This window comes from Draconibacterium mangrovi (assembly GCF_010586825.1).
GTDB lineage: Bacteria > Bacteroidota > Bacteroidia > Bacteroidales > Prolixibacteraceae > Draconibacterium > Draconibacterium mangrovi.
Map to the genome: position 1 here is coordinate 1 of NZ_JAAAGB010000006.1, position 15098 is coordinate 15098.

A 15098-nucleotide genomic window follows, 5' to 3' on the forward strand; every position below is an offset into this window, starting at 1 on the left:
TAAATCTATAGTTTGTTCGGAACCAATTGCGCTTTTTTTAAGTGCCCTGATATGAAGACTTTGCTCTGCAACAAGCAGTTTTAAGTCAGTGTTTTCGTTTTTTAGATCATGTACTTCAACAGAGTTGGCTTCACGCTTGACATCGCCTGCTAAACGGCTTTTACCAGCTTCCATGAAATCCTTGCTCCATTTGTAATATAGGTTGGCATTAATGCCTTCTCGCCTGTAGAGGCCAGCTATACTTTCTTCTCCTCTCAGTCCTTCAATTACAATCCTGATTTTTTCCTCTGCTGAATACTTCTTTCTTGTATGCCTCTTAATCTCTTTAATCTTGGCTTCGGCACTTTGTTTTTTTACAGTCATTTTTGAACTTTTTAATGGTGATTAAATTAAGAAAACCATCTCTTAATTTTTATACCAACGTGTCCAAATTAGGCTGAAGATTTACAGATGATCAACAGCAGCAAGGGCAAAAACAAAACGAACAAAAACAAGTGCATATTCCCAATTCTCTTTTGGGAAAGGAACTTTCCGAAGAGCAGCAACAAAAACTGGAAAAGCGAGAAACCATTTATGTTGCCGGAATGAAAGACAAAAAAGGCGAAGAGTTTAACGCTTACATAAAGGTCAACGACGAAAAAGGCAAGCTGGATTTTTACAAATGGAATCCTGATAAGGCCCAAACCAAAGGAGCAGAAGTTATACCGGATAACAAGAGCAAAACCCAGGTAGCGGTTAACTCGGAAGGTAAATCCAATGAAGCAACCAAAGACGTAAAAGAACCGCTGAAAAAAGACCAGGTAAATCCGACGGAACGTCAACAAACGACCAAACGAAACAGGTCCAAATCGCACTCGATGTAAATCTCAATTATATAGAATTTCCTTTCATCAAAGCGTTCGGAGAATACCGGACGCTTATTTTCCCGCTTCTCACCGCTATATTTTAAAATTTAAATTTCAAAGTCATGAAAACAACATCTACAGAGCTCTCATGGTTTAAGTTGTCTTTGCTTCACTTTTTATACGAAAGTCATCCGGAGTTAACAGACAATAACGATCTTCTGAATACCCGTAGTGATCTTGCGGCAGAATGCTATTCGCAGGCCATTAAAGACGGACACAACCACCAGGAAGCAGAAGAACTGGCGCATAAAGAATTGTACAAGGGGCTTCACTTTTCAAAACACGATACCCTTGTAACTATTATCTGGAATGAGTTTCCGGGAATAATTCCATTGGAAGACGCCAAAGATTTTGCCATTCGATTTCTGTCAGAAGCAGTTCCGGTTTTTGAAAAATACAGGTTATATGATGAGTTTGCTTTTAGCTCAGAGTTCAACGATTTGTACACCGAGCTAACAGGAGCTATAGAAATCTGGCTGGAAGAACATGAGCTTTAATAAAGACCAGCACCTGCGTGCAAATATTGAAGCCATTAAGCTTTGTTTTCTATTGGAGAAAGAAAATCGGAAGCCAACGGCAGAAGAAACAAAAGCCCTGAAACAATATTCCGGTTTCGGGGCTTTGAAGTGTATTCTTAATCCGGCAGAAAATCTGTCGGATATTGCCCGTGGCCCGATTCCGAAGTGGATTGTTTCCAACGGTTATGGAATTACATGATGTTTTAAAGCGAAATTCAAAAACAGCGCAACAATACAAGCTATACACAAATAGTTTAAAAATTTCCATCCTAAGCGCTTTTTATACTCCTCCTGAAATTGTTAATACAATATCGGAAGCATTTAAAAACAACCAACTTGAAGTCTCCCGTTTCCTTGATCCTTCAGCCGGATTCCCTGAATTGCATCCGAATTGAAAAAGATGTTGGAATCCGATTTAAGGACCTGACTTAATATTACTATTATTTCAGAAAGAGAAAACGAACAAAATAGCTGTTAGTTTTTCAAAGAATGGTACAACAAGAGAAATACCAAATGAACAAGCTCCCCAAAACCTGTAAGATCATTTTTGGTTTCAATCAGATAGAACGAATCCAGACAAATATCCGACGGTCCAAACAGATAAAAAAAAAAGCAAACAATCAAACCTGTTTAATACCCCAGGAAATGACAAAGAACGAAAATAGAAGTATCATAGCTTACAGTTTGGACTTAGGGGCTAGAAAAGTAAAAATAGTATTTGGGGAATTAAATACAATTAAATTTATTTATAGTTTGTATTCTTCGATTTAAGTCCCTAACCTGATATTTGCGAACTATATATCCAATAAATTATTCATTGGTCTTTGAGTCAATCATGAAATACCAGATATTATTCTCAACATTGTTCTTTTTTTTATTATTGAAAGATCCAATCAAAATCAATTAAATGTGCAAGATTATCAGTCTCTGTCTTATTTGGATTTGTTCTTAAATATTTCCCATTGCTTCCATTTACAACTTCCACATTCTCTCCAATGTCCCATCGTGAACTATTATAGTTCCATTTCCAAGTAGTTGCACGACTTCCACTAGTTTCCAATATTCTAATTGCTTCTGCTTTTGTAGTTTTACTTGATCTTGAAGTCGATCTTTCACCCACTGTATGGAAAGCATAATGTGTTATCACATCATTTGAATTTTTCCATACTCCTGAAATTCTATATAAAGCCATTTATATTTTATTATTAGTAATATTTGATCTTATTTTCAAGTTCTCTAGATTGCTACAAGTTCAGCTAATTTGGAAGCAATTTCTTTCATCGGTTCCTCAAATGTGCTTAGTCCACTTCTTGAACCAAGTAATGGACTAACTTCACGAAGTTCGTCAAATGTTGTATTATGCAAAATAGGAACAAGTAAATCACGCGCTAGAAGTGCAGAAAGTTCTTTCTCAGCAATTCCTTCTCCTTTAATGCGCTCCAGAAATGAAGGAGTTACCAATACGATTCCTATTCGCGAATTAGCCAATCCTTTATCTATTTCACGGAGCAAGGATGAACCTAACAAAACATCCTTTTCGCTAAACCAAACTGAAACCCCGTTCGACTCAAGAAAATCATGTAATTCTCTTGCAGCGTTTTTTCGATCATCCCACGCGTGGCAAAGAAAAACATCGCGAAGGTCTGGTATCGTCGAGCGTTTTTCTACATTTTCGCGAACGGGTGTAAGCGTTCGAATCTCGGCTGGCGTATACCAATTAGTGGAACCTGCTCCAGACCAACTTGGTTTACTATTTCTGGATTGTCCGCTTCCATATCCGCGACTGCTCGAACTGTTACTCAATGAATTGTATGATGATGAGTAGTACGAATGCGAACTGTAGCCGCGAGAACGACTACCGCATGCTGGACAGGCAGCTGCTGCAGCCGCTGTGCGATGCCCTCTTATTGGTGCTGTACATCTTGCCATAACTTTATCTCCAATACCCTTTTAGGATTTCTTTCAATTTGCCACTGGTACAAAAATGCACCACCCTTCAGATTAGTCTCCCTTCCGATGCTTATGAGGTTTTAGCGATGGCGTATTTCCTGGAGTTTCTTTATTATCTCTTTGACGCCTGTCTGGTTTCCCTGTTGATTTTGCAATTCTTTTTGGACCCGGTTTTATTCCCATAATTTTTTATTTTAGTTAATAGTCTGTATTCATCTATTATCTTCACAAAAGAGGATCTTTGCAATATAAGATTAAAATGTATTTCATGTTTTAATATTTATAATCGCAAACATAATAAAATAAATCAATAAGTAGAATATCTATATAAAAATTTGACTTGTCTTTTTATTCGGATTAGGTTTTATGTTTTCTGGGGGAAATTCAATTTTCTTGAAAATAGAGATATGGATGGAATGAAGTTAATGCAAATTGAGAATCAGTAGATCTTAGATGAAGAGACGGTTATTTGTAATAGTTGTTCTTCATCGGGCACTCTGGCTTGTTTTCCGGAGATATGATTAACGGGTAGTCAATAAAAAAAAAGCCCGGCAAATCCGGACTTTAAAATTCTATTTCACGTTCAATTGAGCCGAAAGATTTTACTTGCGGCTTTTAGGTAAAAGGATGCAGAACGGTGGATTGCCTAAAACAGCAAACCCACAATCCCAATCCCGATAGCAAAAATATTTCCGCTGTAGGAAGTGTCGGTTTCCTTTTCTTTGATATCCATCATATGGTATCCGGCTTCAAAGGTTATTCCGAGGTGAGATTTAACCGGTATAACAATTCCGGCACCAAAAAATATATCGGTGCCCGAACCTTCTGAATTGTCTGAGCCGTAATCTATATTCATCCCATAGTAACGTAATCCTACATCAAAATACGGGAAAGCTGTACTGTTTTCGTTACCAAAGGCATAACCTATTTGCGGGCCTAGGCCGATGTTATTGCTTGTGTAATCGCCTTGTTTCTCATGGGCAAACTCAAGCCCTCCACCAATGAAAAAGTTTTTGGCTACAAAAAAGTTAACACTTGGCGAAAGATTAAATGTACTGGCATTATTGCCATCGTAATCTTCGAAAAGTTCGCCGCCCTGGCTGGTAAAACTTGCTACACCGGAGATAAACGTTGCACCTTTGTCAACGGCGTATATCTGGGCGAATAAATTGCCTGTACTTACTAAAAATACAAACGCAAAAAATAATGGTTTAAATTTCATATAATTTGATTTAAAAGTTATAAATATTTGGCTGCCCAAGTGTCTCATATAAATTATATTCGAACCGTGTATTGTATCTAATATAAATCTACGGCTTTGCTTTATTCAAACTCTTAAGAGTGAAATCAAGCAAGACATGAGGCACTACTCCTGCCAGTCGTTAAAAACATAACAATCGTGTGGCAGGAATATTAGTCGTTGTCTTCTACCAACCAATTGTATTCATCTTTAAAATCCATAAAGCAATTGATGCAAATCCAATGATATCCGCTTACTGTTGTATAACCTTTTTGTAAATTATCATCCGTTTCAAAGAACTTTGTTCCGCAAAACTCACAATGATCATGATCCCTTCCTATTCGATATGGATGATAATTTTTAAATACAAGTTTTACTCCCTGTAGGTAGTTCTCTTGCCCTAGTCTACGCCAATCATTGTCAGCCGGCACATTCCTTTTGCTTATTTTGTTCATAAATCTTATTCTCTAGAGATTCTACTTCCGTCGGGATATAATCGCCACCATTTCCCTGAACTATCCCTATAATCCCAATGAGGGCCAATGGGATCTGGTTGATATAAATCTGGACGTAACGACTCCCGCTGCCCATCTTTTGTAACTAGAGGCAGCCGGGAGTCTGATTTTAATCTACTCAGGTCACCATTAGGCGTTACTTAACTTATCAACAACCAGTTTTGTTCCTGTCAAACTTAGCATAGACTTACATGTTACATAGCTTCCAATAGGGAATAACCATTCTTCATCTAAATCTTCGGGACTTAACCCTTGTTCTGTTCCTACTATTTGATAAATGTTATTTCCCATATCGATAGCAATGACAGGTCTGGATACTGTTGTTCCTTCATTTAACAAAGGCATAAATATTTGTATTTGTTTCATCCGTTTATTTTGTAATGTTCAGAAAGTGAATGGAATTCACCCTCAATAAAGTAATTATATGTGTTTATGAGATTGCTCTCATTGCTCGTTTCATATTAATTTAATAAATAAATCCGTCTCCTCCAACATGCAATAAACGTCCTGTAACATTATCTATAACAATACTTCGCCCAGTTGTAGGGTGAACATAGCGAGTTGCTCCATTATTTGGACTAATATTATTGGGGGCGGAAAACGATTCCCCAGAATGTAAAGCTTCATTTATTTGTTGCTCAGTCCATCCCCTCTGCTTCATTTGATTTGCCCATTTTGTTTGAGATTTATGGTCGCCGTAATTCCAATTGGGTTTATTCGTGTCTAATGATTTCCCGCTCCAAGGATCCAAATTATTTGATTTTGCATATTTGTAGCCACCATACGCCCCGGTAGCTGCACCTACACCAAGACCCGTCAATGCTCCTGTTTTTGCGCCGTTAAGTCCGGCTTTATTGGCAAGCCCAAAGTCTCCTGTTTGTATTAGAGTGGGAAGAAAATTACCGACATAACCGGCACCTGCTCCACCCGCAGAAGCCCCTAGTGCACCTGTTACAGAGCCATTTAATACAGGACTTAAAGAGCCTTGTCCTATTTTCATCAAACCTTTGCTGGCTAAATTTGCACCCAGCTTGCCCATACCATAGCCGGCCATGCCCGAAAGCGCCCCAACACCCATGCCTATAGCACCATTCCTTAAATAGTCCATTCCGCTGCCCCCTGCAAAGGCAGTACTTAAGAGCGAACCTGCCAGCCCTCCGGATGCTCCTGCAATAGCAGCAATTGCCAAAGGGGCTAATGTGCCACCGGAAGCAACAATAAGTGCAGTAACACCTACTGCAACCCCAATGGTTACAACAGTTGATACAATTGCCTGACCATTCTTCCCTAACCAGTCGCCCAGCTTGGAAAACCAAGTATAGCCATTAATATCGACATATAAAAGAGGATTATTTAGGCAATAGGAATATCGATTAAAACTTTGGGTACCATCCGGCATTTGTACAAACGGATCAGGACTCAAAAACCGTCCCACCAGCGGATCGTACAACCTCCCATTCATATTCACAATGTTAAAATACGAAAGTTGTTCGTGACCTGTAAACCCGCGGTCGGCGGTTAAATCAGGTTCGCTGTTTAAGGTATAGCTCCAGTCGTCTTTGTCGCGACGTCGCCCCCAGGCATCAAAACTGTATTCGGCAGTTACGGTATTCGATGTATTTACCTTATGGGTAATATTGCCAAGGTAATCACGTAGTAAGTAATAATAGTTGGTTGTAGAGCCAACCTTTTCGGCAACTACGGGTGCGGAGTACGCATCGCCACCAATCCATGTATATTCGGTAGTTGTGCTTCCTTCGGTTTCTTTTATATAACGGCTGCCTACATACCATCGGGTAAGTACGGTACTGCCCAAATCGGTAACCAACATTTTACAACGTTGGTTGTCACTATTATAAGTGAATGCAGCATGATAGTCATCTTCGTCGATGGTACTAACCTGCTCAAAAGAGGTATAAGTTGCCACCTGGTCGGCCGATGGGATAACCTGGTTGCCCGAGTTAATTTCGGTTACGGCAAATGGTTTGGTGGTATGTCCGTAGGTATAAGTGCCCGGCCCCAAATCGCTTTTGGTCAATATATTACCATTGCTTTCGTATGCCATGGTAAGGTTTTGCGGCCCGCTAACCCCGGTTAACCTGTCGAGGTTATCGTAGGTAAAGGTTTCGGTTTTACTGCGCAGGTAATTTTGCCGCGAGTAAAGGTTGCCGGTGGAAGCCGTAAAGCTGTAGCGGTAATCCTGCCGGTAAGTAGAACTGACCTTGGCTTTTGAGTAAGTCGGGTAACCGTAACTATCGAACCCAAACTCGCCAATCAAGCTGCCTCCATAAGTTGCCCCGGTAACCTGCTGGCGGGCATTCATGGTATTGATGGTATACCGTGTTGAACCACCTGCCGAAATTGAAGCCAGGTAACCATAGCTGTTGTAGTTATTGGTTTCCACAATACCTGAAGGGTGGGTGCGTGTGCTTAAGCGCCCTTTTGTATCGTAAGTAAACGAAGTTGACAATGCCGATTGACCCGGAATGGTTTCACCAATGGTTGAAACCCTGCCTTTGCTGTCGTATGTATAACTCCGGCTTACGCTGCCCGGCGAAGAAATTCCGGTTAACTGCTCATTACTGTTATAGGTGTACGAAGTGGTACCTTCAGGTGTAACCTTTGAACTTACACGGCCATCGGTATGATAGTTATAGGTTGTGGTCTGGTTACGTGCATTCTTTTGTGTTTTTAAATTCCCAAAAGCATCGTAAGTATAAATTATTGTTCCGGCACTTGGATCAACCAGTTTGGTTTGGTTGCCTGCCACATCGTATTCCATACTTGTAACTGCCCCGCCCGGCGAGTTAATAGTTTTCAACTTCCCGTTGGGGTAGTAGGCATAGGTAATATCGCCACCGTTATCGTGGGCTGTGGTCAACAAACCCTGGCTGTCGGTTTCTTTCCAGCTGCTTTTTCCACCGGTTGTCTCTGTTACCCTGTTTGAAGAGTAGGCATAGGTTGTGTTCTTTCCTGATGGACGGGTAATTCCGGTAATCCTGCCATAACTATCGTACGAATGGGTATTCCATTGCGATGGTGAAGTAGAAGTACTGGGTTCAGAAACACGGTACAACTGGCCTTTGGTATTGTATTCGGTAGCAGTATAAATGTATGAGCCACTAAAACCACGCACATCGCTCCGGATTTCACGCCCCAGTTTATCGTGCCATATTTTACTCAGGGAGCCATCATTGCCCGATTGTTGAACGTAGTAGCAAGCATATGACGGGCCACCCGATAAGCCCCAGGGGTAGCTGGTTGTGGAAACAAAACCATCGGCCTGCGTTTCGGTAAGCTGCCGCCCCATGTTATCGTAAGTATAAGAGGTGGTGTTGTCCAGGTAATCTTCTTCTGATGATAACCTGCCATAAGTATCGTAAGTCATGGTTGTAACATGGCTCATAGGGTCGGTAATGGTTTTTACCCTAACTCCGTTGGTTTCGTAAGTGTAATTGGTTTGTTGGGCTCCAACACCACTGGCATACACATACAATTGTTTTAGGTTACCATTACTGTAGTAATCATGGTTTTTATAATAATACTTATCAGTTCCCTCATAATATCTTGTGAAGTCCGGTTTTAAAATACCGTCGGTGTAATACGTGTAAGTTACCGTATTTGTAATAGTTGTTTCTCCAGATTTCTGATACTCAACCTCCGAGCTGTTCAGTTTGCCGATATACCAGTTAGTGGCATCGTTGGTGTAATTATTTGTTGTAGTTTCTGTTACACCATTATTAAAACTCTTCTCAATTTCTGTTGCATTACCATAAGTGTCGTAGGTAAAAGAGGTGGTTACACTGTGACCTGTTAAACTGTTTGTTTGGGTTGATGAAGAAATGTATGGTAATATAGCGCTACCCGTCGTGGTTTTATAAGTCCAGGTATTCGATACCGAATTTAAGGTAGTACTACCGGCTTTATTAACGGTTGATGTCAGGGTGGGGAAAAATTTACTGGTATTGTAACCGTAACTGGTTTCAGTACTCATATTATTGGCCACATCGGTAACAGTTTGTTTGGTGTGACACAAAAATCCTTTTCCCTGACGGTGTATTTTCGCGCCCTCAAATTTGTAGGTTGTTGTATTTTGTGAGCCACGGCCGTTATCGGACAATACTGATTTTACAATTTGTAAGGGCCCCTGAAAATCCATGACCGGGAATGATGCCCCGGAACCTTTCACATAGGTTGTCCCGTATTCAGAAATAGACTGATAACTGATCTCTGTTAACTGATCGAGGCCATTTCCAACTTTTTCCAATAGAATATTGTTTTTGCTTCCCGATTTATAAATCTGGTAACCATTCCACCAAGGTGATTGTCCGTCGGTGCAAAGAAAGTCTGTTCTGCCATTGCCGTAAAAATCAGCTACATAATAACCGTGTGATGCCGAAGGGTAGGCAGGCAAGGTATTGGTATAAAAGTCTGTTCCATTGTTCTTTGCAATATAAAACTTAGTTCCTGTCCAACTTTGGTCAGAAGAGCTAACCATCAAATCGGTTGCTCCATCACCATTGAAATCTCCCAAGCGAACGTAATCATTCTTAAGGTTACTTTTTTTTCTGGCAATATAATTGGTGGTAAAACCGGTACCGGTAGATAAACGGACTTGCCAGTTAGACCAGTCATAAGTTGTATAACCGTATACAAACATATCAGTTTTACCATCGGCATTAAAATCACCTAACGTAAAGTAATGGTTGATGGTTGGCCATGTAGAACTGTAAAGTTGGGTTAATGATGAGCCATTGTAACTATAGATTTTTGTACCATCTTCATCGATGCTCCATATATCGGGATTCCCATCACCATCGAAATCAGCACTTAAAACCTGGTCTGCCAATGTGCTTATATTTCCTAAAGCACGCAGGGCCATTGAGCTTCCTCCTGAATAGCCACATTCATACATCCACCAGTTTCCCTGTGTATCGTTCAGGAATACCTCATTGAGTCCGTCTCCATTATAATCGGCTCCGCTCATTTCATTATCATCCTCCTGTTTATCAACTTTTCGCCGTTTCTTTCCGCTTATTCCTGTAGCATCGCTTCGGGCCGAAATAGATCGTATGGAGATTGGGGAAGAAAATGAAGAACCATCAAAGTACATGTATTTAAAGTAGGATACCCCTCCTGATACAGTTTCATAAACGATATCATCCCGGCCATCCCCTGTAACATCAAGAGCCCTAATATCATCTAAAGTGCTAAGTGATAAACTGGTCGTTTCCGAGAAACCATAATTGAAGTTATTATTTCCATCACCATAATAAACTTTCATCCCAGTCCAAGTAGCCCCTTTGCTGGCATCAGGTAAACATAGGAAATCTGCTTTTCCATCTCCGTTATAATCACCGGTAATCATTTTTGATTTATAAGTAACATAACTATGAGATGTGTTGTAAAGTTCCTGGTTAAAAGTAACATTATCAGGTGACGTATAAGTAAACGCAGTAGAGTTATATCTACTTGAACCAATACCATATTCAATTATCTCGTTTAGTACAGAATGCCTGGTATAGTTGCTGCTGGGATAATTGTATTTGAATTCGTATTTTTTGACAACATTGGAATTGTATTCAATCTCAATCTTATCAAGAATCAGATTTTGGCTTAATTCCTCTCCTTTTAAATAAGTTGTTTTCTTATCGCTCCTTTCTTTGTAATAAAAGGTTACTGTATTGGGGCCATAGGTTATTTCCCCGATATAATTGAAACCGTTGTCTTTTATATAATTGTACTCCATTGTATTGCCGTAAACATCGGTTGCCTTATTGATGTACCAACTTACGGTTTCATTATGTCCGTCAACGGTTTGGTCAGCATCGCTGTCATATCCATACTGGCAGGTAATACCGCCCTTGGTTTTTACTTCAAACTTATCAGGGCCATAGGAGCCTGTATAACAGGTAACTTTGCTGAATACGTCGTTTTCTGTCCTGTATTGAGAGCCGTTGTTACCATAGGTTCCACTGGTGCATCTAAGGCGTTGTCCGTCAAGAGAAAATCTATCGGTTGTGGTTAAGTCAACGCCAACACTTGTACCATCAGAGTAATAAGTTTTAGGGCTTCTGGTAATAACTGAAAGCCCATTAATTTGCCATCCATAGCCTGCAATACCAGATCCGGCCAGGCTATTGTAATTTATAGAAATGGGAGGTTGTAGTCCTGCTACTCCGGGAGGCAAATCCAATGGGATGGAATAAGTTGCTCCACCAACCGGGTTTACATCAAAACTCCCGTTTGTGGTTCCAACCATGTAGGAAGTATTTATTGACCGGGTTTCAGGGTCTGCTACGGTATAGTTGTACGACACACTTCCTGTCACCACAGGGTCAACAATTTCAGCAGTCATTGTGCCACCACTGGGGGTGTAAGAGTAGTTCGGGCCAAAAGTTATACTGTTTCTGGCCTGATGGATTTTGGTACTGGATTCGGCAGCAGTTAAGGTAATGTCAAATTCCTGCGCATAACCCGTGCCAATACCCATCAATAATATGATGAATAAAACATGTATTTGCTTCATTTTAATTGAATAAAGGTTTGTTAGCAGATTTAGTCTTTAATAATTTTCCAGTCAAGGGATTCTTGTCCGTTTACAATCTTCATGATATACATTCCTGCCGGGTGCCCGGAAAGATTGATGGTACTGATTTGGTTAGAAACAATTTTATAGACAAGCTGTTTCCCTTGCAGGTTATAAACTACCAATGTGGGTTTTATGTCACCGATATCCGGGATCTCAACTTTTACTACTCCTTTTGTCGGGTTTGGGTATATTCTGATATCAAGATTTGCCAATTCGGCTTCAAATAATTTTTCTTCATTAGCCGTTGATGCACTTGTCGCAATTTCAGCACTTTTTGTCAGGTCAATAATCCTTTCTGTTCTATTGCCACTTGCATCGTAGGTAAATACAAAAGTGGTATCACCGCTCATCCCGAATGACGGGACACTAATAACAAACAGCATAAAACAAACTACTGAAAGGAAGAAATATTTAAGTTTCATATTGCATTTCCTCCTATTTTTTTGAGTCTTCAAGTTTCTCAATTCTTGCCTTTAAATCATCAATCTCAGCCTGCTGTTCCTGAAAAGCTTTTATTAGAACAGGGATAAGCCCCGTATAGCTAATACCTAAAGTCCCGTCTTCTCTTGCCGAAACAATCTCGGGAAATACCTCTTGCACTTCCTGGGCGATTAAACCAAGCTGGTCTTTTGTTGCCTTTTCTGCAATTTTGGCATCTGCTTTTTCATTGCCTTTATACTTTGGTTTTAGTTTATAGGAAACAGGCCGTAATACAAGTAGTTTGCTTTTGGCATCCGGTAGGTTCTTGATGTCTGTTTTTGCGTTGACATCCGACATAATGTAAGGATTGTAATTGAAAAAGGCCTGGGAAGCATAAAGTTCTTCCCACATGGAACCATAGTCTCCTAACATACTGTAGCTTGAATAGGATGGAGAAAGTGCACCATATTGAAAGGTTATTTCATCACCACCGTCGTCAATACGGAAAGTACCGCTAACATCGAGCTGATAGGTTGGGGAGGTGTTGTTGATTCCTACCTTTCCTGTACTGCTAACTTTAATCTGTGAAAAGCTGTTTAAAGACAGGGCCATAAAGCCCAAAACGAATAAAAAGGTAAATTTTTTCATAATTTTGGTTTGTTTTAGTGTAGCATTATGGGTTGCAGCCCGGCTACGTTATTACTTGCGTTTAAAGCCCGGTCTATTGATCGGGTTTTTGTTTTTTATTCACACATGGAATATCCCCCTAAATTTCTTTATTAATTTGCGTCCAGTCATGTATAGATATATGTTCTATATATGATAGAATCAAAAATAAAAAAGTTTGATGTTTTTCAAAATGTTTTTCAAAAAGAAATTTAATTTAGAAAAAATCTATTTAAGACGGATTGATAAATACTGGGCGAATATCTCTGGTGGTTATTATGATTCTGAAATTCTATATGTCGCAATTATCCAAGATGTCCCATTTCTCAGTAGATTCAAATTGATTCAAAACTTATAATAGTTCGATAAACAAAATGATATAATTGGTTCTATTTAAAAAGAGCTTATTATATTTGCACTATTCTTAAATGTGTGGGATAATTGAACATTTTTATTTAGTAGCTGTATTAGGTATTAAGGTATATGATATTTTTACCTTATATGGATTTGTAGTTTAGGACAAATTTTATTTTCATTATGAGAAAAATTCCAAAGGAATTGATGGGAGCTTCATCAATTCCGCTAATTTTATCCATTCTCCTCTCTCAAGATACTTATGGTTACGAAATTATGAAACAGCTTAAAGAACTTTCTGGTGGCCGGTTGGTCTGGAAAGAAGGTAGTCTGTATCCTGTTTTGAAAAAAATGGAAGATTTAAAGTACATTAAATCCTACTGGAATGTTAAGGATTTTGACCGTCCTAGGAAATATTATAAGTTATTAGCAGGTGGACAGAAAGCATTGGAAGATGCCAAAGAAGATTGGAACTTAATGCAAAGTATTTTTAATAATTTATGGAAAGTACAAACGATTTCAACTTAAATTCTGCTTTAGACTGTTGGATTGAGGTTAATTGTTCTAAAGAGGACATGACTGCTTCAAGTATTGTTGAAATGCGTGACCATATGCTTCTTACTATTGAAGAACTTGTTGAAGAAAAAGATTTAACAACAGAAGAAGCTTTTGAAGTTATGAAAGTTCGCTTTGGTAACTCAGATGATTGGGCAGAAGAGATGCAGATAATGAATGATGACAATTTTCAGCTTAGGAAAGTCGTTTTTCTTTTTGGAGGCGTACTGGTGTATTTTATTTTGTATCATTTTATTATTGCTACTGCCGAACTATTATATTTCTGGCTCGATTATTACAACAATCAACCTGCAGAGATTAATATTCTTAGAATTCAGCAATACATAATTACTTGTTACTTTTTAACCAGCGGGGGGATTGTTACGTTATTCTTTATGGAAAAAAAAATAATTTCCTTTTTATCTAGGGTGAAAATTAAGCCACTTATAATTTTGGTCCTATTCTTTCTTCTATTGGTGCTTTTTATTATGGGAAGATATTTGAAATATGAGATCGGGAATCAGTTTGGTGGTGATACAAGAGAAAACTATAAATTTCTAAAAAGTTTCTCAGATTTAAGTTATATATACCCGGTAATATTTGGTTTAGGTTTTATTATGTTGTTTTTTAGGTATAGAAAAAGATTCTTTGTGAAATAATATTCGGATAATATTTATATATTGCACCTCTATATAATGTTAAATGATGGAATATGAGATATTGGGTTTTGCTACTCTTGATTTTCACAATTATTTTTACTTCATGCAACCACGAAGAGCTTGTATATTCTTGCGATACTGAAATAAACGCTATAGTTAAGTCTGCCACAAAAGAATTTTCGGAGTTAAATTTAAACGATTTCTTGGGATATGACTTAGTATTCCAACGTGCTATTTTCAGGAGCTTTACTCCAGAAAAGATGAGAGTTTTTTGGCTTGAAAAGCTGGATTCAGTACAAATTGTTAATTCGTATACTGAAGAAGAACAGGCGCATATTCAGAAGTTAATTGACCATTTGGATTTAGGATATTTTAACATGACTAAAGTTGATTCCACCGAGATCCTTACACGTCAGGATTTTATTAAGAATTGGTTAGATCATGCCAGAGTTAATCTAAATTGGTCAACAAAACATATTCGTTATATTTTGTACTCTCTGTATATAACAGAAGATCAATATACTGTAAGTTCAATTGAACAACGCGAAAACACACTTCAATCTATGAGTGAAAGTTGTGACTGTTCTAGTGAAATGGATTGTAGTGCTGGTATTGGTTATAGTTGTGTAAGTGGAGGTTGTTCTACCGGGTTAGGATGTGGACCGTTTTGGTTAACAGATTGCACCGGAACTTGCCAATGATCTATTTGCGTATGGAGGTCATT

Annotated in this window: 15 protein-coding genes; 6 read left to right on the plus strand and 9 right to left on the minus strand. The window is 38.9% G+C overall.

Features of this window, described 5'->3' with window-relative positions; all coding sequences use genetic code 11:
• Positions 1-363: transposase (locus G4420_RS15110; RefSeq protein ID WP_163324783.1), on the minus strand; the 363-nt coding region annotated here is incomplete at its 3' end.
• Between the two features lie 131 nt (positions 364-494).
• On the opposite strand from G4420_RS15110, the gene G4420_RS15115 reads away from it, so the two are divergent.
• From G4420_RS15115 to G4420_RS15125, 3 genes are all read left to right on the plus strand, one after another.
• A complete protein-coding gene (locus G4420_RS15115) occupies positions 495-863 on the plus strand; it encodes a topoisomerase C-terminal repeat-containing protein (RefSeq protein ID WP_163324784.1) in 369 nt (122 codons plus the stop codon).
• Between the two features lie 104 nt (positions 864-967).
• Positions 968-1402, plus strand: a complete 435-nt coding sequence (locus G4420_RS15120; protein WP_163324785.1) for a DUF1896 family protein — start codon at positions 968-970, stop codon at positions 1400-1402.
• On the plus strand, positions 1392-1622 hold the full coding sequence (locus tag G4420_RS15125; RefSeq protein ID WP_163324786.1) for a hypothetical protein: 231 nt from the start codon (positions 1392-1394) through the stop codon (positions 1620-1622). Before G4420_RS15120 ends, G4420_RS15125 begins: the two co-directional genes overlap by 11 nt.
• 678 nt (positions 1623-2300) lie before the next feature.
• On the opposite strand, the gene G4420_RS15130 is transcribed toward G4420_RS15125, so the two are convergent.
• The 8 genes from G4420_RS15130 to G4420_RS15165 form a co-directional block, all read right to left on the minus strand.
• Entirely contained in the window at positions 2301-2615 is a 315-nt protein-coding gene (locus G4420_RS15130) for a DUF3892 domain-containing protein (RefSeq protein ID WP_163324787.1), read from the minus strand.
• A gap of 44 nt (positions 2616-2659) precedes the next feature.
• The gene (locus tag G4420_RS15135) at positions 2660-3226 is read right to left on the minus strand and encodes a toll/interleukin-1 receptor domain-containing protein (RefSeq protein WP_246241651.1); all 567 of its coding nucleotides are present in this window, start codon (positions 3224-3226) and stop codon (positions 2660-2662) included.
• A gap of 793 nt (positions 3227-4019) precedes the next feature.
• Complete coding sequence (locus tag G4420_RS15140) at positions 4020-4595, minus strand: outer membrane beta-barrel protein (protein WP_163324789.1); 576 nt, start codon at positions 4593-4595, stop codon at positions 4020-4022.
• A 478-nt stretch (positions 4596-5073) separates the two neighbouring features.
• Entirely contained in the window at positions 5074-5250 is a 177-nt protein-coding gene (locus G4420_RS23655; protein WP_163325044.1) for a polymorphic toxin type 37 domain-containing protein, read from the minus strand.
• A 7-nt stretch (positions 5251-5257) separates the two neighbouring features.
• Positions 5258-5494, minus strand: a complete 237-nt coding sequence (locus tag G4420_RS15150) for a hypothetical protein (protein ID WP_163324790.1) — start codon at positions 5492-5494, stop codon at positions 5258-5260.
• Between the two features lie 100 nt (positions 5495-5594).
• Positions 5595-11657 carry an FG-GAP-like repeat-containing protein gene (locus tag G4420_RS15155; protein ID WP_163324791.1) on the minus strand — a complete coding sequence of 2021 codons (6063 nt, stop codon included), beginning with the start codon at positions 11655-11657 and terminating at the stop codon, positions 5595-5597.
• A 29-nt stretch (positions 11658-11686) separates the two neighbouring features.
• Positions 11687-12142 (minus strand): T9SS type A sorting domain-containing protein, encoded by a 456-nt coding sequence (locus G4420_RS15160; protein WP_163324792.1) that lies wholly within the window; start codon positions 12140-12142, stop codon positions 11687-11689.
• A gap of 13 nt (positions 12143-12155) precedes the next feature.
• Positions 12156-12788, minus strand: coding sequence for a tail fiber domain-containing protein (locus G4420_RS15165; protein WP_163324793.1), 633 nt, complete (start codon positions 12786-12788; stop codon positions 12156-12158).
• 555 nt (positions 12789-13343) lie between these two features.
• On the opposite strand from G4420_RS15165, the gene G4420_RS15170 reads away from it, so the two are divergent.
• Genes G4420_RS15170 through G4420_RS15180 form a run of 3 tightly spaced genes read left to right on the plus strand, consistent with a single transcriptional unit; the run spans position 13344 to position 15075 of the window.
• A complete protein-coding gene (locus G4420_RS15170; protein ID WP_163324794.1) occupies positions 13344-13688 on the plus strand; it encodes a PadR family transcriptional regulator in 345 nt (114 codons plus the stop codon).
• On the plus strand, positions 13661-14374 hold the full coding sequence (locus G4420_RS15175; RefSeq protein ID WP_163324795.1) for a hypothetical protein: 714 nt from the start codon (positions 13661-13663) through the stop codon (positions 14372-14374). The genes G4420_RS15170 and G4420_RS15175 overlap by 28 nt, the downstream gene beginning before the upstream one ends.
• 53 nt (positions 14375-14427) lie before the next feature.
• Complete coding sequence (locus G4420_RS15180) at positions 14428-15075, plus strand: bacteriocin fulvocin C-related protein (RefSeq protein ID WP_163324796.1); 648 nt, start codon at positions 14428-14430, stop codon at positions 15073-15075.
• Positions 15076-15098 lie beyond the last annotated feature (23 nt).

What these genes read in the sequence shown, in the direction of transcription:
- G4420_RS15120 (WP_163324785.1), top strand. Translation starts at nt 968, where the DNA reads ATGAAAACAACATCTACAGAGCTCTCATGGTTTAAGTTGTCTTTGCTT.
- G4420_RS15125 (WP_163324786.1), top strand. Translation starts at nt 1,392, where the DNA reads ATGAGCTTTAATAAAGACCAGCACCTGCGTGCAAATATTGAAGCCATT.
- G4420_RS15130 (WP_163324787.1), bottom strand. Translation starts at nt 2,615, where the DNA reads ATGGCTTTATATAGAATTTCAGGAGTATGGAAAAATTCAAATGATGTG.
- G4420_RS15140 (WP_163324789.1), bottom strand. Translation starts at nt 4,595, where the DNA reads ATGAAATTTAAACCATTATTTTTTGCGTTTGTATTTTTAGTAAGTACA.
- G4420_RS15150 (WP_163324790.1), bottom strand. Translation starts at nt 5,494, where the DNA reads ATGAAACAAATACAAATATTTATGCCTTTGTTAAATGAAGGAACAACA.
- G4420_RS15155 (WP_163324791.1), bottom strand. Translation starts at nt 11,657, where the DNA reads ATGAAGCAAATACATGTTTTATTCATCATATTATTGATGGGTATTGGC.
- G4420_RS15160 (WP_163324792.1), bottom strand. Translation starts at nt 12,142, where the DNA reads ATGAAACTTAAATATTTCTTCCTTTCAGTAGTTTGTTTTATGCTGTTT.
- G4420_RS15165 (WP_163324793.1), bottom strand. Translation starts at nt 12,788, where the DNA reads ATGAAAAAATTTACCTTTTTATTCGTTTTGGGCTTTATGGCCCTGTCT.
- G4420_RS15170 (WP_163324794.1), top strand. Translation starts at nt 13,344, where the DNA reads ATGAGAAAAATTCCAAAGGAATTGATGGGAGCTTCATCAATTCCGCTA.
- G4420_RS15175 (WP_163324795.1), top strand. Translation starts at nt 13,661, where the DNA reads ATGGAAAGTACAAACGATTTCAACTTAAATTCTGCTTTAGACTGTTGG.
- G4420_RS15180 (WP_163324796.1), top strand. Translation starts at nt 14,428, where the DNA reads ATGAGATATTGGGTTTTGCTACTCTTGATTTTCACAATTATTTTTACT.